Origin of the sequence: Nocardia sp. NPDC058519 (assembly GCF_042719755.1) — a bacterium.
GTDB lineage: Bacteria > Actinomycetota > Actinomycetes > Mycobacteriales > Mycobacteriaceae > Nocardia.
Window position 1 is genome coordinate 105442 of record NZ_JBHXNK010000020.1, and the last position, 18819, is coordinate 124260.

At 67.1% G+C, this 18819-nt stretch carries 19 protein-coding genes; 10 read left to right on the forward strand and 9 right to left on the reverse strand.

Annotated features, from left to right (window positions below; all coding sequences use genetic code 11):
* The first annotated feature begins 321 nt into the window (after window positions 1-321).
* The 4 genes from acs (at window position 322) to ACFWPK_RS22080 (ending at window position 5193) form a co-directional block, all read left to right on the forward strand.
* Window positions 322-2280, forward strand: coding sequence for an acetate--CoA ligase (gene acs, locus ACFWPK_RS22065; protein WP_378918583.1), 1959 nt, complete (start codon window positions 322-324; stop codon window positions 2278-2280).
* Between the two features lie 147 nt (window positions 2281-2427).
* Window positions 2428-3657 (forward strand): Na+/H+ antiporter NhaA, encoded by a 1230-nt coding sequence (gene nhaA, locus ACFWPK_RS22070; RefSeq protein ID WP_378918585.1) that lies wholly within the window; start codon window positions 2428-2430, stop codon window positions 3655-3657.
* A complete protein-coding gene (locus tag ACFWPK_RS22075; RefSeq protein ID WP_378918587.1) occupies window positions 3654-4142 on the forward strand; it encodes a phage holin family protein in 489 nt (162 codons plus the stop codon). Before nhaA ends, ACFWPK_RS22075 begins: the two co-directional genes overlap by 4 nt.
* A 55-nt stretch (window positions 4143-4197) precedes the next feature.
* Window positions 4198-5193, forward strand: a complete 996-nt coding sequence (locus ACFWPK_RS22080) for an alpha/beta fold hydrolase (RefSeq protein WP_378918589.1) — start codon at window positions 4198-4200, stop codon at window positions 5191-5193.
* Window positions 5194-5444: 251 nt separating this feature from the next.
* Here ACFWPK_RS22080 and ACFWPK_RS22085 read toward each other — a convergent pair whose 3' ends face one another.
* The 4 genes from ACFWPK_RS22085 to nth form a co-directional block, all read right to left on the reverse strand.
* Window positions 5445-6638: a MarP family serine protease gene (locus tag ACFWPK_RS22085; RefSeq protein ID WP_378918591.1), complete on the reverse strand. Its 1194-nt coding sequence runs from the start codon at window positions 6636-6638 to the stop codon at window positions 5445-5447.
* A gap of 76 nt (window positions 6639-6714) precedes the next feature.
* Window positions 6715-7443 carry an NUDIX hydrolase gene (locus tag ACFWPK_RS22090; RefSeq protein ID WP_378918593.1) on the reverse strand — a complete coding sequence of 243 codons (729 nt, stop codon included), beginning with the start codon at window positions 7441-7443 and terminating at the stop codon, window positions 6715-6717.
* Window positions 7444-7483: 40 nt separating this feature from the next.
* Window positions 7484-8185: a TlpA family protein disulfide reductase gene (locus ACFWPK_RS22095; protein WP_378918596.1), complete on the reverse strand. Its 702-nt coding sequence runs from the start codon at window positions 8183-8185 to the stop codon at window positions 7484-7486.
* A complete protein-coding gene (gene nth, locus ACFWPK_RS22100; RefSeq protein ID WP_378918654.1) occupies window positions 8182-8940 on the reverse strand; it encodes an endonuclease III in 759 nt (252 codons plus the stop codon). The genes ACFWPK_RS22095 and nth overlap by 4 nt, the downstream gene beginning before the upstream one ends.
* Window positions 8941-9107: 167 nt before the next feature.
* Between nth and ACFWPK_RS22105 the strand changes: the two genes are divergently transcribed.
* Both ACFWPK_RS22105 and ACFWPK_RS22110 read left to right on the forward strand, forming a co-directional pair.
* Window positions 9108-9350: a hypothetical protein gene (locus ACFWPK_RS22105; RefSeq protein WP_378918598.1), complete on the forward strand. Its 243-nt coding sequence runs from the start codon at window positions 9108-9110 to the stop codon at window positions 9348-9350.
* A 134-nt stretch (window positions 9351-9484) separates the two neighbouring features.
* The gene (locus ACFWPK_RS22110; RefSeq protein WP_040703546.1) at window positions 9485-10159 is read left to right on the forward strand and encodes a Crp/Fnr family transcriptional regulator; all 675 of its coding nucleotides are present in this window, start codon (window positions 9485-9487) and stop codon (window positions 10157-10159) included.
* A gap of 170 nt (window positions 10160-10329) precedes the next feature.
* Here ACFWPK_RS22110 and ACFWPK_RS22115 read toward each other — a convergent pair whose 3' ends face one another.
* Genes ACFWPK_RS22115 through ACFWPK_RS22125 form a run of 3 tightly spaced genes read right to left on the reverse strand, consistent with a single transcriptional unit; the run spans window position 10330 to window position 11759 of the window.
* Window positions 10330-11124, reverse strand: coding sequence for an MBL fold metallo-hydrolase (locus ACFWPK_RS22115; RefSeq protein WP_378918600.1), 795 nt, complete (start codon window positions 11122-11124; stop codon window positions 10330-10332).
* 9 nt (window positions 11125-11133) lie between these two features.
* A complete protein-coding gene (locus tag ACFWPK_RS22120) occupies window positions 11134-11595 on the reverse strand; it encodes a RidA family protein (protein ID WP_378918602.1) in 462 nt (153 codons plus the stop codon).
* Between the two features lie 2 nt (window positions 11596-11597).
* The gene (locus ACFWPK_RS22125; protein ID WP_266297640.1) at window positions 11598-11759 is read right to left on the reverse strand and encodes a DUF4177 domain-containing protein; all 162 of its coding nucleotides are present in this window, start codon (window positions 11757-11759) and stop codon (window positions 11598-11600) included.
* Window positions 11760-11818: 59 nt separating this feature from the next.
* Between ACFWPK_RS22125 and ACFWPK_RS22130 the strand changes: the two genes are divergently transcribed.
* Window positions 11819-12856, forward strand: coding sequence for an ArsA family ATPase (locus ACFWPK_RS22130; RefSeq protein WP_378918604.1), 1038 nt, complete (start codon window positions 11819-11821; stop codon window positions 12854-12856).
* The gene (locus tag ACFWPK_RS22135) at window positions 12853-13986 is read left to right on the forward strand and encodes an ArsA family ATPase (protein WP_378918606.1); all 1134 of its coding nucleotides are present in this window, start codon (window positions 12853-12855) and stop codon (window positions 13984-13986) included. The genes ACFWPK_RS22130 and ACFWPK_RS22135 overlap by 4 nt, the downstream gene beginning before the upstream one ends.
* Before the next feature lie 113 nt (window positions 13987-14099).
* On the opposite strand, the gene ACFWPK_RS22140 is transcribed toward ACFWPK_RS22135, so the two are convergent.
* Window positions 14100-14423 carry a WhiB family transcriptional regulator gene (locus ACFWPK_RS22140; protein ID WP_056821932.1) on the reverse strand — a complete coding sequence of 108 codons (324 nt, stop codon included), beginning with the start codon at window positions 14421-14423 and terminating at the stop codon, window positions 14100-14102.
* A gap of 372 nt (window positions 14424-14795) precedes the next feature.
* Between ACFWPK_RS22140 and ACFWPK_RS22145 the strand changes: the two genes are divergently transcribed.
* Window positions 14796-17174 (forward strand): penicillin-binding protein, encoded by a 2379-nt coding sequence (locus ACFWPK_RS22145; protein ID WP_378918608.1) that lies wholly within the window; start codon window positions 14796-14798, stop codon window positions 17172-17174.
* Window positions 17175-17221: 47 nt separating this feature from the next.
* Here the strand turns inward: ACFWPK_RS22145 and ACFWPK_RS22150 are convergent, their stop codons facing one another.
* Window positions 17222-17686 (reverse strand): GatB/YqeY domain-containing protein, encoded by a 465-nt coding sequence (locus ACFWPK_RS22150; protein WP_378918610.1) that lies wholly within the window; start codon window positions 17684-17686, stop codon window positions 17222-17224.
* 122 nt (window positions 17687-17808) lie between these two features.
* On the opposite strand from ACFWPK_RS22150, the gene ACFWPK_RS22155 reads away from it, so the two are divergent.
* Window positions 17809-18771 (forward strand): metallophosphoesterase, encoded by a 963-nt coding sequence (locus tag ACFWPK_RS22155; RefSeq protein WP_101464816.1) that lies wholly within the window; start codon window positions 17809-17811, stop codon window positions 18769-18771.
* Window positions 18772-18819: the final 48 nt, after the last annotated feature.

Genomic DNA, 18819 nt, shown 5'->3' on the forward strand with positions numbered 1-18819 from the left:
CGATCCGAGCCATTTTCAGGTCACATGTATCAGTACGGTTACTCGCTGGAAACGCAGGAAAAATTGCCGAGCCCCTCACCCTCGGCAGAAAAATATGAACAAATATCGGGAACCATCAGCTGAACCGTTGAGTAAAAACGATAGCTCGCGACCGGCCGGTCTGTCCGCGAAGTCATTGGATGAACTAGCCCTATTGACCGTCGCGAAACATCGCCGGGACAACGAGCCACCCCGGCGCGGGTCTGTTGGCTACTGTCTAGACAGCCGGGCCGCACCCCGGCAACCGACCCGACCGCACCAGGCATGTGAGGCTGAACCGACGTGACCGAAACTGCTGCAGGACACCAGGACTCGTTTCCGCCGAGTGCGGAATTCGCCGCCGCCGCCAACGCGGACGCCACACTCTACGACCGTGGCGAGACCGACCGCGACGGCTTCTGGGCCGAACAGGCCAACCGGCTGCACTGGCACAAACCCTTCACCGAGGTCCTCGACTGGGCCGACGCGCCCGTCGCGCGCTGGTTCGGCGACGGCGAACTCAACGTCTCCTACAACTGCGTCGACCGCCACGTCATCGACGGGCACGGCGACCAGGTCGCTATCCACTGGGAGGGCGAACCCGGCGACTCCCGCGAGATCACCTACCGCGAACTGCTGGAGGAAGTCTCGCGGGCGGCGAACTACCTGACCGAGCTCGGACTGGAGGCAGGCGATCGCGTCGCCATCTACATGCCGATGGTGCCCGAGGCGGTTGTGGCGATGCTGGCGTGCGCGCGGCTGGGACTCACGCACTCGGTGGTGTTCGCGGGATTCTCGCCGAGCGCGCTGCGTCAGCGGGTCGACGATGCCGAAGCCCGGTTGATCATCACCACCGACGGTCAGTGGCGGCGCGGTAAGCCGGCACCGCTCAAGGAGGCCGTCGACGAGGCGCTCGCGGCCAAGGGTGACGTGCCGTCGTCGGTGGAGCACGTGCTCGTGGTGCGCCGGGTGGGCACGGAGGTGCCGTGGACCGACGGGCGCGATCTGTGGTGGCACGAAACCGTCGCTACCGCTTCGCCTTCGCACGAAGCCCAGCCCTTCCCGGCCGAGCATCCGCTGTTCATCCTCTACACCTCCGGCACCACCGGAAAACCCAAGGGAATCCTCCACACCACCGGCGGATACCTCACCCAGACCGCCTACACCCACCACAACGTCTTCGACCACAAAGCCGGACAAGACGTCTACTGGTGCACCGCCGACATCGGCTGGGTCACCGGACACAGCTACATCGTCTACGGACCACTCGCCAACCGCGCCACCCAGGTCGTCTACGAAGGCACCCCCAACTCCCCCGACGAACACCGACACTTCCAGATCATCGAAAAATACGGCGTCACCATCTACTACACCGCGCCCACGCTGATCCGCACGTTCATGAAATGGGGCCGCGAGATCCCCGACGCCCACGATCTGAGCACCCTGCGACTGCTCGGCTCCGTCGGCGAACCCATCAACCCCGAAGCGTGGCGCTGGTACCGGGAAGTGTTCGGCGCGAACAAGACTCCGATCGTCGATACATGGTGGCAGACCGAGACCGGCGCCATCATGATCTCGCCCCTGCCGGGCGTCACCGCGACCAAGCCCGGCGCCGCGATGGGTCCGTTGCCCGGAATCTCCGCGACCGTCGTCGACGAAGAGGGCAATCCGGTGCAGCTCGGGGAGACCGAGGCCAACGGATACCTCGTGCTCGACAAGCCGTGGCCGTCGATGCTGCGTGGCATCTGGGGCGACATGGATCGCTACCGGTCCACCTACTGGGAGCGCTACGCCGAGCAGGGCTGGTACTTCGCGGGCGACGGCGCCAAGCTCGACGCCGACGGTGACCTGTGGGTGCTCGGCCGGGTCGACGACGTCATGAACGTCTCCGGGCATCGCATCTCCACCGCCGAGGTCGAGTCCGCGCTGGTCGGGCATCCGGCTGTCGCCGAGGCCGCCGTGGTCGGTGCTACCGACGCGACCACCGGGCAGGGGATCGTCGCGTTCACCATCCTCACCGGCGAGGCCGCGGGGTCGGCGGGGCCCGAGCTCGTCGCCGAGCTGAAGGCGCAGGTATCCAAGGAGATCAGCCCGATCGCGCGGCCGCGCGAGATCCACATCGTGCCGGAGCTGCCCAAGACACGCAGCGGCAAGATCATGCGCAGGCTGCTGCGCGATGTCGCCGAGGGACGCGAGCTCGGCGACACCTCTACGCTGGTCGATCCTGGCGTCTTCGAGGCCATTCGCACCGGGAGCAACTGACGAGCACCCGGCCGGTGACGCCGGAGGTCACCGGCCGGGTCCGTTAAGATCGCGTAGAGGTGTGCCGGGAAGTCTGGTCGGCATGCGGTCGTGAATCGAGTCGATGAGCGTCCGCAGCTCAGTCGACCCCTGCCGGAAGGCTTGCCCTTGATCACACGCGTCCGCTCCGAGCTCACCCGTTATCTCCGCACCGAAACGGTCGGCGGTGCGCTGCTGCTCGTGGCCGCCGCGGTGGCGCTGATCTGGGTGAACTCGCCGTGGGGCGCGAGTTATCAGACAATGATCGACACCCGCCTCAGCATTTCCGCGCTGCACCTCGACCTCACCCTGGCCGACTGGGCCAAGGACGGATTGCTCGCGATCTTCTTCTTCGTCGCCGGGCTCGAGCTCAAACGCGAGTTCGCCGTCGGCGAGCTGGCCGACCCGAAACGGGCCGCGCTGCCGGTCATCGCCGCGGTGGGCGGTGTGATCACCCCGGCCGTGATCGCGCTGGTGATCGGCCACGGCGTGCCCGGCATGGACAAAGGCTGGGCCATTCCCGTCGCCACCGATATCGCCTTCGCGCTCGCGATCCTCGCGATGACCGGCTCGCGGATCCCCACCAGCGCCCGGGTGTTCCTGCTCAGCCTGGCCGTGGTCGACGATCTGCTCGCCATCGTTCTCATCGCGGTGCTGTTCACCGCCTCGCTGTCGCTGCTGTGGCTGGCCGCGGCCATCGCCTGCTGCGGTGCGTGGGCGCTCGCCCAGAAGCTGCGGTTGCACACGCCGCTGTTCTACGTTCCGGTCGCGCTGGTGTGCTGGTACGCGCTGCACGAGGCGGGCATCCATCCGACGCTGGCCGGTGTCGCGCTCGGGTTGCTCACCAGGGCACGCAAGGATCCCGGCGAGAAGACCGCGCCGGCGACGCATCTCGAGCATGTGGTGCAGCCGATCTCGGCCGGGTTCTGTGTGCCGCTGTTCGCACTGTTCGCTTCCGGTGTGCCGCTCAACGGAGCGGTGTTCGGATCGCTGTTCACCGACCGGCTCGCGCTGGCGATCATCCTCGGGCTCCTGCTCGGCAAGACGATCGGGATCTTCGGGGTGAGCTGGGTCGCGATCCGGCTCGGCTTGGTGAAACGGCCGGCAGGACTGGAGTATCGCGACATGTTCGCCCTGTCGGTACTCGGCGCGATCGGGTTCACCGTTAGCCTTCTGGTGGCGGAACTCGCGCTCGCCGACGTCGGCACCGATGCCATCGATCTTGCCAAGGCCGCCGTTCTGGTGACCTCGATGGCAGCATCGCTGATCGGATCGGCGCTACTGTTGCGCCGAGGACGTGTGCACCAGGCGCGCCGCGATGCAGACCAGTTACCACAGGGAGAAGGGTCGACGAAGTGAGTTACACCCAAGGCGGACATGACGGTCGGACGGTCACTTCGATCCCGTTGACCGACGCCAATCCGCCCGGATCGGCGAGCATCGGCAGCCTCGTGCGCGATGCCACCGAGCAGATGTCGACGCTGGTGCGCGCCGAGGTGGCGCTGGCCAAGGCCGAGGTCACCGGTGAGATCAAGAAGGGGCTCACCGGCAGCGTCTTCTTCATCCTCGCGCTGGTGGTCCTGCTGTTCAGCTCGTTCTTCTTTTTCTTCTTCGTCGCCGAGCTGCTCGACATGTGGCTGTGGCGCTGGGCCGCGTTCCTGATCGTGTTCTTGCTGATGGTGCTCACCACCGTCTTGCTGGCCTTGCTGGGGTGGCTCAAGGTACGGAAGGTCCGCGCGCCGGAGAAGACGATCGGCTCGCTCAAGCAGACCGCCGAGGTTCTGCCTGCCGCGTTCACCCATCGTGACGTGACTCCTTCGCTGGAGAAGTCGAGCAACCGATGACGCACCGGGCGGGCCCGGTCGCAACAGCCGGACCCGCCCACTAGGCTCGATCGGCGTGTCGTCCAACTCATTCCCGGATCCCTCCAGCGTCCGTTTCGATGGACCGTGGACCCACCGGGACGTGCACGCCAACGGAATCCGCTTCCACGTCGTCGAAGCAGTTGTCGCCGACGGTACGGACCGCTCCGAGGCGCCCTTGGTGCTGCTGCTGCACGGTTTCGCCGATTTCTGGTGGTCGTGGCGGCATCAGCTGACCGCGCTCGCCGACCACGGGTACCGCACCGTCGCCGTCGACCTGCGCGGCTACGGCGATACCGACAAACCACCGCGTGGCTATGACGGGTGGACCCTCGCCGGTGACATCGCCGGACTGGTCCGGGCGCTCGGGCACACCGAGGCCACCCTGGTCGGACATGCCGAAGGTGGACTGGTCTGCTGGGCCACCGCGGTGCTGCATCCGCGGCTGGTCCGCCGGATCGCGCTGGTCAGCTCGCCGCATCCCGCCGCGCTCAAGAGCGCAGTCCTGCGCGATCCGGCGCAACGTGCGACCTGGCTGCCCGATTTCCTGCGGTATCAGCTGCCCCGCTATCCCGAAAACCTGCTCACCCGGCGCGGTGGCGCCGAGGTGGAGCGGCTGCTGCACGACCGGGTCGGTGAATCCTGGTCGCGCAGTGCGGAATTCGTCGAGACCGCGTCACGGATGCGCCATGCCATCCGGATTCCCGGGGCTGCGCACAGCGCGCTGGAGTACCAGCGCTGGGCCTTTCGCAGTCAGTGGCGGCCCGACGGCAAGCGTTTCATGGCGACTATGCGCACGCCGATCGATATCCCGGTGCTGATGCTGCGCGGCGAACACGATCCCTACCTGCTGGACGCCACGTTCCACCGTGGAGCGGAATTGGCGACCGATCGGACGCTGGTGTCGATTCCGCACGCCGGGCATTACGCGCACCAGGAGAACCCGAGCAAGGTCAACGAGGTGTTGACTACGCGCTGGCGCGAGCAGAACGGCGTGAACGGGTCGCCCCACGACGACCTTGTCTCACCCTGAGCCGAGATTCTGAAGCGCTGGCGCGGCGGGATGGTGACACATCAGGGCTGCCCGCCCCAGGTTGTTTGGTGGCTGTGTTTTTGGAGCGCTGGCGCGCTCGAGCGGGGCCCCTGAGGCCCCGATCTTCCCTCCCTCCGGGTACTCCTTCGTCGCACCCTCCGGTCAGTCCAGATCGGGGCGGGCCCCTTTGGGTAGAGACATACAGGGGTTACCCGGCCCGGAAAGGGGGGTTGATCAGCAAAAGGCTTTGATCAGCTCAGTACGCAGGCGCCCGTGTTCACCGGGGTGCTGCTCGGGGCGGCTGCGGCCAATTCGGACGCGACCTCGTGCAGGGTCAGGACGTACCCGGTGTCGTCGTCGGTGACGGCCGCGCCGAAGACCACGCCGAGCAGTTGACCCTCGGCATCGACCAGTGGTCCGCCGGAGTTGCCGGCGCGGACCTGGCCGCGGACGGTGTACACCTCACGCTCGACGGTGCCGTCGCGGTGGATGGTCGGGCCGGTGAGATCCAGGGTCTCGCGGACGCGGGCGGCGCTGGCCGTGTACGGCCCGCCGCCGGGATAACCGAGCACGATCGCGCTCTCGCCCGAACTCGCGGGCTCCGGTGCCTGGTTCAGGACCGGCGAGGTGAGCCCGGGTACGGCCAGCACCGCGATGTCCTTGGACGGATCGAACAGCACCACGGTGGCATCGAGGGCGCCGCGCGCGGTATCGACCGACACGGTATTGGTGCCGGCGACGACGTGCGCGTTGGTCATCACGCGTTCCGGCGCGACGACGAAGCCCGAACCCTCCAGCGCCCGCTGGCAGCTGGGTGCGGTGCCGCGGATGCGCAGCACGCTCTGCTGCAACGACGCCGCTACCGGACTCGCCAGCACCGAAGGATCCGGCGGTTCGACGGCGGCGATCGGCGCTCGGCCGAACGGTCCGATCACATCGGGCAGCCCGGAAGTGTCGAGCAGCTTGGAGAATTCGTTGGGTACCTTGCGCAACCAGTCCGGCGCGACGGAGTTGACGTCGGCGAGAACCCTTGACCCGTTGATCGCGGCGGCGACGGCAGGCTGGGACGCGGTAGCCAGCGGCAACGCGAGCAGCCAGGCCGCGACCAGCACGGTCACCGCCTGCAACACCGCGCCGACGACGCTGTCCACACTGCGCGCGACCGGCTGCCGGATGCTGGTGCGCGCGGCCCGGCCGAGCACCATGCCCGCGACCTCGCCGACGATCACCAGCAGCACGATCAGCAGGATGCCGCCGAGCACCCGGCTGCGGCCCTCACTGAGGTGTTTGAGGATGTGCGGTGCGATCAGAATGCCCGCGACCGCGCCGAGCGCGACCCCGAAGAACGCCAGCGCCGACGCCACCGCGCCCTGCCGCCACCCGGTGGACGCCGCGACCAGCGCGATCAATACCACCGCGATGTCGAGCCATACCGACGCGCTCATGCTTCCACCTCGCTGGCGCTCGGCTCCAGCATGACCGCGGTGGCGGCTGCACCGATTTGCCGCTCGCTACGCTCGCTCACAGGGTCATTCCGACCGCAGCCAGCGAGCTCTCCAGGTCACGCACGTCGCCCCGATCCCAGTTTCGTTCCCACCCAGCTGATTTGATGATGCCGGCGAGGATACCGCCGGTGAGTCCCCACACCAGCATGCCGTCGACCTGGAACGCGGGGCTCTGGTAGCCGAGACTGCCACGCACCATGAATCTGTGCGCCGGATCAAGCAATTCGGTGAGCGGCACACGCACGACACGCTCGGTTTCGCCCTGATCGACGACGCGGACCGCGCTGGGTGCTCGCCAGTAGCCGAGCACCGGAGTCACGTCGAACTTCGACGGCGGAACGAACAGTTTCGGCAGCAGCGCGAACGGCTGAACACCCGCGGGGTCCAGACCGGTTTCCTCGGCGGCCTCGCGCAGCGCGGTGCCCACCGGGCCGCCGTCGCCGGGATCCTCGGCGCCGCCGGGGAACGCGATCTGGCCGCGGTGCTGGCGCATGGTCGAGGCGCGCTGAGTGAGCAGGACATCGGCGTCGGCGGGCAAGCCGCCGGGCGCTGACTCGTCGGGGTCGGGCGAGCCGCCGAACAGCACGAGGACGGCGGCCTGGCGTGGTTTGCCGGTGATCGACATGGCCCGGCGCAGTGCTCGGGAGGTAGCGAGTGTGTCGTCGGCGTCGTGGCCACCGGATCTGATCGCGCTGCGCAGCCAGGAGGGAACGCCGGAATCGTCGAGCCTCGCTACATCGTTCACGCCATCGCCTTCGATCCGCACGCCACTGTTACGTCCTCTGTCATACCGTGACCCCGAGCTTCGCGGATACCGTATCCGCGATGTCGGCCACGTCGGCAAAGGTACGCACCTCCACACTCGCGATGGTGCCGTCGGCCCGCACGAGCACCGAAACGGGCAGTACCGCGGGCGCACCGACCGCACTGCGCACGGCGGCCTGCGGATCCTCGACACCGGGCAGAGTGATGCCGAGCCCGCTCAGCCGAGACAGTGCCTTCGCCTCGTCGGGATCGCTGTGCACGGTCATGACCGTGAGTGCCGAGCCCGCCCGCTGCGCGAATTCCTGCAGGTGGGGCAACTCGGTGGCGCAGGGGCCACACCAATACGCCCACAGATTGAGCAGTGCGGGCTTTCCCGCCAGCGCGGCGGCCAGGTCGGTCGGCTTGCCATCGGCCAGGCAGGTCAGCTGAAGTTCTGCCAACGGTCCCGACCCAGCCGCTAGCGCCTGCGTTGTCGGCGGTGATCCCTGCGCGGTCGGCTGTGGGCCCGACACAGATGCTTGCGTTGCCGGGCAGGGTGCGAGTTCCGCTGCTGCTCGTTCCTCGGCCGACACGCCCGAGGTCTGCCGCGTTGTCTGCGAAACACTGCCGGTGATCTCGGAACCCTCGCGCGGCCACAGCGCCACCGTGGCCGCGGCGACCAAGATCACCGCGGCGAGCACCCAGCGCAACGCGGGCCGCCGCAGCAGCGAGGGTTCGCTCACAGGCCGACCATGTTCAATAGGTGTTCGCGCTCCGGGCCCTTCACCAACTCCGCGGCCACCGCCGGATCGGTCGGACCGAGCCCGAACGACGGGCAGTCGTCGGCGAGCACGCACGCGCCGCAGGCCGGTTTGCGCGCATGGCACACCCGGCGCCCCTGGAAGATCACCCGGTGCGAGAGCATCGTCCAGTCCTTGCGCTCGAACAGCGCGCCGACCGCGTGCTCGACCTTGACCGGATCTTCCTCGTCGGTCCACTGCCAGCGGCGCACCAGCCGACCGAAGTGCGTGTCGACGGTGATGCCGGGCACCTCGAACGCGTTGCCGAGGATGACGTTGGCGGTCTTGCGCCCGATCCCCGGCAATTTCACCAATTCGTCCAGAGTGTGAGGCAACTCACCGTCGTATTTTTCGACCAGCGCCTGGCCGAGGCCGACCAGCGAACTGGTCTTGTTCCGGTAGAAGCCGGTGGCCCTGATGTATTCCTCCAGCTCCACCCGGTTGGCCTGCGCGTAGTCGTAGGCACTGCGGTACTTCGCGAACAGCGCCGGAGTGGTGAGGTTCACCCGGACGTCGGTGCACTGGGCGGACAGGATCGTGGCGACGGCCAGTTCCAGTGGCGTGGTGAAGTCGAGCTCGCAGTGCGCGCCGGGGAACGCCTCGGCGAGGGTGCGGTTGATCCGGCGGGCGCGCCGGACAAGTCCGATCCGCGTTTCCGCAGCTATCGCACGGTTCTTGCGCTTGCGGGCGGCCGAAATTCCGGCGGGTACGGCAGCCGTGACCGCTGCCGGATCGGCATCGCCGGCGGCGGCTGGGGCAGGGGAAACGGGCACTGCTTCACCATACGGAACCGCTACGACAACATTGCCCGGCCAGTTTGCCCGCTGTGTTCCATCTGAGACCTGGACCGTGTTTACTGCCAGTCATGCAAGGACTCGCTGTGGTGCTCTTCCCAGTGCTGTTGATGCTGTTCGCGCTGGGGATGGAGCGGGTCGAGAATCGGCTCCGAAAGCTTCTCGAACCCGACGAAGAGGTTCAGCAGTACCTGGACAGCGCCAGCAACGCCGAAGTGAAAGAGCTGACGAAGCTCGGCCTGCCCGCCGCCGTGGCGCGCGTGCGCAAGCGCCGTTCCCGAACCTCCGAAATGGACGTTGCCCGGGCGAGCTAAACGATCGATTCACAGAGCGCAATCCACTCTTTACGTGGTGTCTGTCACTGCGGTGCCGGAATGCCGCGTAGACTGCGCGGTTGGTCGATTCGCTCGACCAGGTTCGCAAGCCATATCCCATAAGGAGCACATTCGTGGACGAGGCCCTCGCCAGAGCAGGCATCTTCCAAGGCGTCGAGCCCACCGCGGTGGCCGCGCTCGCCAAGCAGCTGCAGCCCGTAGATTTTCCGCGCGGCCACGTCATCTTCAACGAGGGCGAACCCGGCGATCGGCTGTACATCATCACGACGGGCAAGGTGAAGATCGGCCGACGGTCCCCGGACGGCAGGGAGAACCTGCTGACCATCATGGGTCCGTCCGACATGTTCGGTGAACTGTCGATCTTCGACCCGGGCCCGCGTACCTCGACCGCAACCACGGTCACCGAGGTCCGCGCCGTGACGATGGACCGCGACGCTCTCAAGTCGTGGATCGATCAGCGCCCCGAGATCGCTGAGCAGCTGCTGCGCGTGCTGGCACGACGCCTTCGCCGCACCAACAACAACCTCGCCGACCTGATCTTCACCGACGTGCCAGGTCGCGTCGCCAAGGCGCTGCTGCAGCTCGCACAGCGTTTCGGCACCCAGGAAGCGGGCGCGCTGCGCGTGACCCACGACCTGACCCAGGAAGAGATCGCCCAGCTGGTCGGTGCTTCCCGGGAAACCGTCAACAAGGCGCTCGCCGACTTCGCTCATCGCGGGTGGCTGCGCCTCGAGGGCAAGAGCGTGTTGATCTCGGATTCCGAGCGTCTGGCACGTCGCGCTCGCTGACGTTCGAACACGAAGTCGTCCCGGTACAGCGGGGCCGCGTATGTGTGTGGGCTCACGAGGAGAGGGCCTCGTCCACACCATCGCGGTTTCGTCGTGCCGGGACATCTGTGTTCTACCCCGGACATAGCTCGATCGCCGACGGAGCAAACGCGTCGGCGATCGAGTGGGGTTCAGTTCTGTTCGGCCCGCAGGTATTCCAGCTGCGCGCGCACGGAACTGCGCGCGGCGGGCCACAGCCGCTTGTCCACATCGGCGTACACCTTGCGGACCACCGCGAAAGCGCCCGCGTCGGAACCCAGTTCGACCAGCGCGGCCCGCACCTGGTCGAGCCGCTCGCGCCGATGGTCGAGGTAGTACTGCGCGACCGGCGCCACGTCGGGATGATCGGGCCCGTGCGCGGGCAGCAACGCCTTGCCCGCACCCAGCTCACGCAGCTTCTCCAGCGACGCGAGAAAGCTTGCGAGCGCGCCGGGAGCTGATTCGAGCACGGTGGTGCCACGGCCGAGGACCGTGTCACCGGTGAGCACCGCGTCGTCGAGCAGCAGGCTCACCGAATCGGTGGTGTGTCCCGGCGTGCCGAGCACCGTGATCCGCAGGCCGGCGGCCTCGATGACCTCGCCGTCGGCCAACGGCACGACCGCACCGCGCAGATACGCCGGATCCACCGAACGCACCGGCGTCCCGGTGGCCTTCACCAGGTGATCGATACCGCCGGTGTGATCGTGATGGTGATGGGTGATCAGGGTCAGCGCGATCCGGCCGCCGGTGGCCTCGACGATGTCGGCGGTGTGTTTCTTGTCCTTCGGTCCCGGGTCGACGACCACGTAGGAGTCACTGTCCGGACCGCGCAGCAGCCAGGTGTTGGTGCCGTCGAGCGTCATCTGACCGGGATTGTCGGCCAGTAGTACCGATGCCGTCGGGGTGACCTGTCTGACCTGGCTGTACGCGGGATGTTCCAGTGCCATGGCGGCTGCCTAACTAACCTCGACGATCAATTCCACCTCGACGGGCGTGTTCTTGGGCAGTTCCGAGACGCCGACCGCCGAGCGCGCGTGCACGCCCGCCTCGCCGAACACCTCACCCAGGAACTCCGACGCGCCGTTGATCACGATCGGCTGATCGCTGAATCCCGGCGCCGAGGCGACGAATCCGACGACCTTCACGATCCGCACCACCTGGTCGAGCCCGACCAGATCGTGCACGGCCGCGAGCGCGTTCAGCGCGCACAGCCGGGCCGCCTCCTTGGCCTGCTCCACATCCACCTCGGCCCCGACCTTGCCGACCGCCGACAATTCACCGTCGACGAAGGGCAGCTGGCCGGAGGTGTACACCAGCGAACCGGTGCGCACGGCGGGGATGTAGGCCGCGACAGGCGCGGCGACCGGCGGCAGCGTGACACCGAGCCGGTCGAGCGCGTCCTTCCACGCGGTGGCCACGGCTACTTCTGCCGCTTCAGGTAGGCGACATGCTGTTCGCCGGTCGGTCCGGGCAGCACCGAAACCAGTTCCCAGCCATCGGAACCCCACTGATCGAGGATCTGCTTGGTCGCGTGCGTCAACAGCGGCACGGTCGCGTACTCCCAACGGGTGACTTCACTCATGGGGAGAGTTTAGGGCTCACCCCGAACACGTGAGAGAAACGGGTTATAGGCTCGGCGACGTGGGAGCACCAACAGCAGAGCCGGTTTCGTCGGTTCCCGGACCGTCGACCGGATGGCCACAGCGCGCGGCCAAGGCCCGCTTGCACTACGTGACCGGCAAGGGAGGCACCGGCAAGTCGACCGTTTCGGCCGCACTCGCACTCGCGCTCGCCGCGGGGGGACGCAAAGTGCTGCTGGTCGAGGTCGAGAGTCGCCAGTCCATCGCGCAATTGTTCGACCGGCCACCGTTGCCGCCCACCGAGACCCATATCGCCAGCGCCGACGGTGGCGGCGAAGTGACGGCGCTGGCACTGGACATCGAGTACGCCTTCCTCGAATACCTCGACATGTTCTACAACCTCGGCTTCGCGGGCCGGGCGATGCGCCGGATGGGCGCCATCGAGTTCGTCACCACCATCGCGCCTGGTCTGCGCGATGTGATCCTCACCGGCAAGATCAAAGAATGCGTGGTTCGCACCGGCAAGGACGGCAAGCCCGCCTATGACGACATCGTCGTCGACGCGCCGCCGACCGGCCGGATCGCCGGGTTCCTCGACGTCACCACGGCCATGGCCGAGATCGCCAAGGGCGGCCCGATCGCCTCGCAGGCCGAGGGCGTGTCCAATCTGCTGCACTCCGATCAGACGATGATCCACCTGGTGACGCTGCTCGAGGCGCTGCCGGTGCAGGAGACCGCCGACGCGATCGCCGAACTCACCGCCGACGATCTGCGGATCGGCACGGTGATCGTCAACCGGGCGGCCACCGCCGAACTCGCCCCCGCGGTGCGCGACACGGCCGTGGCGGGCGAGCTCGACACCGCCGCCATCGCCGCAGGCCTGGCCAAGGCCGGGATCACCCTGTCCGAATCCGACTTCGACGGCCTGATCGCCGAAACGGTCGACCACGCGATCGTGCTCACCGCGCAGAACGCGAGCGCCGCCGAACTGGCGCAGATCGATGTCCCCCAGCTGTCCCTGCCCGCCCTCGGCGACGGCATCGACCTCGGTGGCCTCTACGAACTGGCCGAACAGCTATCCGCGCAGGGAGTCCGATGAGCGAGCACGTTTCCACCCCGCCCTTATTGGACGTGTCGAAGATCATCGCCGATCCGAACGCCAAGGTGATCGTGTGCTGCGGGTCCGGCGGGGTCGGCAAGACCACCACCGCGGCCTCGATCGCGCTGCGAGCGGCGGAATCGGGCCGCAAGGTGGTGGTGCTGACCATCGATCCGGCGCGCAGGCTGGCGCAGTCGCTCGGCGTTGCCGAGCTGGACAACACCCCGCAGCGCGTGGAACTCCAGCCCGAGGTGCCCGGCGAGCTGCACGCGATGATGCTGAACATGCGCCGCACCTTCGACGACATGGTGCTCGAGCACACCAGCGCCGACAAGGCCGAGCAGATCTTCGCCAATCCGATCTATCAGACGGTGGCGTCCTCGTTCGGTGGCACGCAGGAGTACATGGCGATGGAGAAGCTCGGCCAGCTGGCCGCGCGCAAGGAGTGGGACCTGATCGTGGTCGACACTCCGCCCTCGCGCAACGCGCTGGATTTCCTCGACGCGCCCAAGCGGCTCGGCACGTTCCTCAACGGCAAGATGATCCGGTTGATCATGGCGCCGGGGCGCGGTGTCGGCCGATTCGTCACCGGGGCGATGAGCCTGGCGATGCGCGGGGTGTCGACCATCGTCGGCGGGCAGATGCTCAAGGACGCCTCGACGTTCCTGCAATCGCTGGAATCGCTGTTCGGTGGGTTCCAGGACCGGGCCGAGCGCACCTTCGCGATGCTGTCCCGGCCGGGCACCCACTTCCTGGTGGTCGCCGCGCCCGAGCCGGACGCGCTGCGCGAGGCGTCGTTCTTCGTCGACCGGCTCTCGACCGAGAAGATGCCGCTGGCCGGTCTGGTGCTGAACCGGACGCACCCCGCGCTCTCGGAGCTGTCCGGTGATCACGCGCTGACCGCGTCGGACCAGCTGGCCGATTCGGACCCGCTGACCGCCTCGGTGCTGCGCATCCACGCGGATCGGGTGTCGACGGCAGCGCGGGAGCGGCGGCTGCTGCATCGCTTCACCGGTGCGCATCCGCGCGTGCGGATCGTCTCGGTGACGGCGCTGCCCTTCGAGGTCTCGGACCTCGAAGCACTGCGCGCGGTCGCCGATCAGCTGACAGGTACCCCGGCTTCGGCCTGATCGATTCAGACAAATCCGCTATAGCTCACAATCCGGTAACACTCACGAACGGCGCCGATTCCGCAAACCACGCGGTCTCGGCGCCGTTTGTGATAACGGTCCGGTCTCGTCTGCTAGATAGCCACCTGGTGCTGCCGCTGGGCGTTGAAGAATTCGGCCCACGACGTCACGTCGGGATGCTGTTTGAGCAGCGCACGCCGCTGCCGCTCGGTCATCCCGCCCCACACACCGAACTCGACCCGGTTGTCGAGCGCATCAGCACCGCACTGCATCAGCACCGGGCAGTGACGGCAGATCGTTGCCGCCTTGCGCTGGGCCGCACCGCGAACGAACAGCTGATCAGGGTCCACTTCCTTGCATCGCGCCTGGGCAACCCAAGCGATCCTTGCCTCGGCCTGCTCTACATCCAGTCGAGCGATGGGGGTTGTGATGTGCATTTGATGTGCCCCTTTGCAGTCCGAACACCGTTGTGCGGCGCTCCAGAATCGCGAGCGCGGATCACAGCAACCCAACTACCGCTGCGTCCCGCACCACATTCCACTTTGAGTGTTAGCTCTATCACACTGGGTTCTCAATCTAGGTAAAGGTATGGCGGTTACGCAAGACCGCCCCCTGATTTTTTGGTACGGGCGTCCATTCAAATCCGGCCAGAACGGCGCAGTAGTGCTGTTCACCGGCGTGGCCGGTCGCGACACGCCGATGTGATCATTTTGTTGACACGCCCGAGCAACCCCCCTGGCACCGCCCGGACATTCCCCATCGAGCAGCACAGCAGTGAACCTCGCCACGCCACCCCTTAGTCTGGGCTGGTGCCGATCACTCAAACGCTCGCGAGGCTGGCCGGCAGCTGCGCGCTGGCCGCCGTGCTTGTCGCTGGGCTGTTGTTCCCCTTGGCCGGTGGATTCGGGTTCATCTCCAACCGCGCCGCCGATGCCGTCGACAATGTCTCAGCCGAACTGGTGGAGGGCACCGTCCCCGCCGTTTCGACCATGGTCGACGCGAACGGGTCGCCCATGGCGTGGCTCTACGAGCAACGCCGCTTCGAGGTGCCCAGCGATCGCATCTCCAACAACATGAAGCTGGCGATCGTGTCCATCGAGGACAAACGCTTCGCCGACCACAAGGGCGTCGACTGGCAGGGCACGCTGCGCGCGTTCCTCACCAACACCTCCTCCGGTGCGGTGCAGCAGGGCGCGTCGACCCTGGACCAGCAGTACGTGAAGAACTTCAACCTGCTCGTGGTCGCCAAGACCGACGCCGAACGCCGCGCCGCGATCGAGACCACACCGGCGCGCAAGCTGCGCGAGATCCGGATGGCGCTCACGCTGGACCGCGAACTGTCCAAGGACGAGATCCTCACCCGCTACCTGAACCTGGTGCCCTTCGGCAACGGTTCCTACGGCGTCCAGGACGCCGCCCAGACCTACTTCGGCATCGACGCGGCCCAGCTCAACATCACCCAGGCGTCGATGCTGGCGGGCATGGTGCAGTCCAGCTCCAAGCTGAACCCCTACACCAACGTGAACGGCGTCACCGACCGCCGCAACACCGTGCTCGACACGCTGATCCAGAACATCCCGCACCGCGCAGAGGAGTTCCGCAAGGCCAAGGCCGAACCGCTCGGTGTGCTGCCCGAGCCGAAGGGTCTGCCGCGCGGGTGCATCTCGGCCAACGACAAAGGCTTCTTCTGCGACTACGCGCTGCAATACCTGGCCGAGGCCGGGATCAGTCGCGAACAGATCGACAAGGGCGGCTACCTGATCAAGACCACCCTCGATCCGGTCCTGCAGGAATCGGTGAAGCGTTCGGTGAACGAGCAGGCCGACCCCAACCTCGACAACATCGCCGAGGTCATGTCGGTGGTCGCGCCCGGTCAGGATTCGCATCCCGTTCTCGCGATGGCGTCGAGCCGCACATACGGCCTCAACCGCGACGCGAACGAGACGCTGCTCGGCCAGCCGTACTCGCTGGCCGGTGACGGCGCCGGCTCGATCTTCAAGCTGTTCACCACCGCCGCCGCGATGGAGAAGGGCCTCGGAATCGCCGCCCAGGTGGATGTGCCCGGTACCTACGCCGCCAGGGGCATGGGTTACTCGAACTCGCCGGGCTGCCCGGCCGACTCGTGGTGCGTCAAGAACGCGGGCAACTACCCGGGATCGATGTCGGTGACCGACGCGCTCGCCACCTCGCCCAACACCACCTTCGTGAAAATGATCCAGGACGTCGGCGTCGAGGCCGCGGTGGATATGGCTGTGCGCCTCGGCATGCGGGCCTACACCGAACCCGGCACCTCCGGCCACGGCAACTCGAGCCTGGCCGACCACATCAAGAACAACAACATGGGCTCGTTCACCCTCGGCCCGTTCTCGATCAACCCGCTCGAGCTGACGAACGTGGCCGCCACACTGGGCTCGGGCGGCAAGTGGTGCCCGCCCTCGCCGATCAAGGAAGTCCTCGACCGCAGCGGCAAGACCGTTCCGCTCACCCAGCAGGCCTGCGAGCAGGTGGTCGACCCCGGCCTGGCCAACACCCTCGCCAACGCGATGAGCAAGGACGACATCAGCGGTACCGCCGCGGGCGCGGCGCGTGCCGCGGGTTGGTCGGCGCCGATGTCGGGCAAGACGGGCACCACCGAGAGCCACCGTTCCTCGGCGTTCCTCGGCTTCACCAACTCGCTGGCATCGTCGGTCTACGTCTACGGCGACAGCCCGACCCCCGGCGAGATCTGCTCGTTCCCGCTGCGCAACTGTGGCGCCAGCGATGCCTCCGGCCTGTTCGGTGGTAATGAACCGGCCCGCACCTGGTTCAACGCCATCAAGCCGCTGATGGACCGATATCCGCCTGCCGCGCTGCCGCCGCTGGACGACAAGTACGTCCGCGGCGCGAACAACTCCCAGGTCCCCGATGTCGCGGGCAAGTCGCAGGGCGAGGCCACCTCGATCCTGTCCGGTGCAGGCTTCCAGGTCTCCGCGGTGACGGGGGCCGGTTCGCAGGCCAAGGGCACCGTGATGGGCAGTTCCCCGAACGGCTCGGCCATTCCGGGCTCGGTGGTCACGATCTACATCAGTGACGGGACTGTCCGCGTACCCCCGCCGACGACTCCTCCGCCCGCCGCGCCCGCACCGGTGATTCCGGGGCTGCCGCAGATTCCGCGCCTGCCACCGATCCCCATTCCGGTGCCGCGCTAGTCACACAACAAGGCCGCCGTCCGATTCGGACGGCGGCCTTGTTCGTTTCAGAGCCGGGCTTTGACCGCGGCGGAGATTCGCGAACCGTCGGCCTTGCCGCCTGCCAGCGCGGTGGCGGCCTTCATGACCTGGCCCATCTGCTTCATCCCGGGGCGCGCACCGAGCTCCTCGGCGACCTGGGCGATCGCGGTATCGGCGACCTCCGCCACCTCGGCGTCGTCGAGCTGAGTCGGCAGGTACTCCTCGATGATCTGTTCTTCGGCGCGCTCGTTCGCGGCCAGTTCACCGCGACCGTTCTGCTCGTAGATCACCGCCGCTTCGTTGCGCTTCTTCGCTTCCTTCTGCAACAGCGACACGACATCGGTATCGGAGAGTTCGTGTGCCTCCGTACCGGAGACCTCGGAAGTCTGGATAGCGGCGAGCAGCATCCGCAGGGTCGCGAGACGCAGTTTGTCCTTGGCTTTCATCGCGGTGGTCATATCCGCGCGCAGCTTGGCTTTCAGTTCCGACATGCGGTTTACCGTAGTCGTTCGCCCTGTGGAGTCCCATCACATTTTCGTCGCGACGGAAATTCCAGACCGTTTGTGCGGAAACACACGCGCCGATCCGGGAGGGGGTCGCCTATGCTGGGCAAATGCCCGTTATCTCGACGTCCGCTGTCCGCCGAACCGCGTTGGGAGCCGCCGGGGCCGCCGTCGCAGGCATCGGCTACGCCACGCTGATCGAACGGAACGCGTTCGTCCTGCGTGAAGCCACGATGCCGGTGCTCGCGCCCGGTTCGCCGACGTTGCGCATTCTGCACGTCAGTGACCTGCACATGATGCCGGGCCAGCAGCTCAAACAACAGTGGCTGCGCGAACTCGACCGGCTCGAACCCGACCTGGTCGTGAATACCGGCGACAATCTTTCCCATCCCAAGGCCGTGCCCGCCGTGGTGCAATCTCTCGGTGCGCTGCTGGCTCGACCTGGCTTGTTCGTGTTCGGTTCGAATGACTATTTCGCGCCGGTGCCGAAGAATCCGCTGAAGTATTTCAAGAAAGATCACCGTCGCGTCTACGGTGATCCGCTGCCGTGGAAGGACCTGCGCGCGGCATTCACCGAACGCGGCTGGCTCGACCTGACCCACACCCGGCGCGACCTCGAAGTGGCGGGTATCCGCATCGCCAGTGCCGGCGTCGACGACCCGCACCTGCAGCGCGACCGCTACGACACCGTCGCGGGCGCACCGAACCAGCTGGCGCAGCTCAGCATCGGTGTCACGCACTCGCCCGAGCCGCGCGTGCTCGATCGTTTCGCCGAAGACGGCTACGACCTGGTGCTGGCCGGTCACACCCACGGTGGGCAGCTGGTCGTTCCCGGTTACGGCGCGCTGGTCACCAACTGCGGCATCGACAAGTCCCGCGTGAAGGGCGCCTCCCAGTGGGGCGAGCACACCCAGCTGCACGTCTCTGCGGGCATCGGCACCTCACCGTGGGCGCCCTACCGTTTCTGCTGCCGACCCGAAGCCACGCTGCTGACATTGGTCGGCGCCCAGCCCAAGCGGCCCTCCGCCGACACCGGCTTCGGCATTTCGACCTCGGAGGCCGTCGCCCGCTAGGGTCTGGCTCCGAACGACATTTGTCATTGAGGTGTCATCAGGAGACGA

What these genes read in the sequence shown, in the direction of transcription:
- ACFWPK_RS22105 (WP_378918598.1), top strand. Translation starts at nt 9,108, where the DNA reads ATGCAAGGACTCGCTGTGGTGCTCTTCCCAGTGCTGTTGATGCTGTTC.
- ACFWPK_RS22155 (WP_101464816.1), top strand. Translation starts at nt 17,809, where the DNA reads ATGCCCGTTATCTCGACGTCCGCTGTCCGCCGAACCGCGTTGGGAGCC.
- ACFWPK_RS22135 (WP_378918606.1), top strand. Translation starts at nt 12,853, where the DNA reads ATGAGCGAGCACGTTTCCACCCCGCCCTTATTGGACGTGTCGAAGATC.
- ACFWPK_RS22140 (WP_056821932.1), bottom strand. Translation starts at nt 14,423, where the DNA reads ATGCACATCACAACCCCCATCGCTCGACTGGATGTAGAGCAGGCCGAG.
- ACFWPK_RS22115 (WP_378918600.1), bottom strand. Translation starts at nt 11,124, where the DNA reads ATGGCACTGGAACATCCCGCGTACAGCCAGGTCAGACAGGTCACCCCG.
- ACFWPK_RS22085 (WP_378918591.1), bottom strand. Translation starts at nt 6,638, where the DNA reads ATGAGCGCGTCGGTATGGCTCGACATCGCGGTGGTATTGATCGCGCTG.
- ACFWPK_RS22125 (WP_266297640.1), bottom strand. Translation starts at nt 11,759, where the DNA reads ATGAGTGAAGTCACCCGTTGGGAGTACGCGACCGTGCCGCTGTTGACG.
- ACFWPK_RS22150 (WP_378918610.1), bottom strand. Translation starts at nt 17,686, where the DNA reads ATGTCGGAACTGAAAGCCAAGCTGCGCGCGGATATGACCACCGCGATG.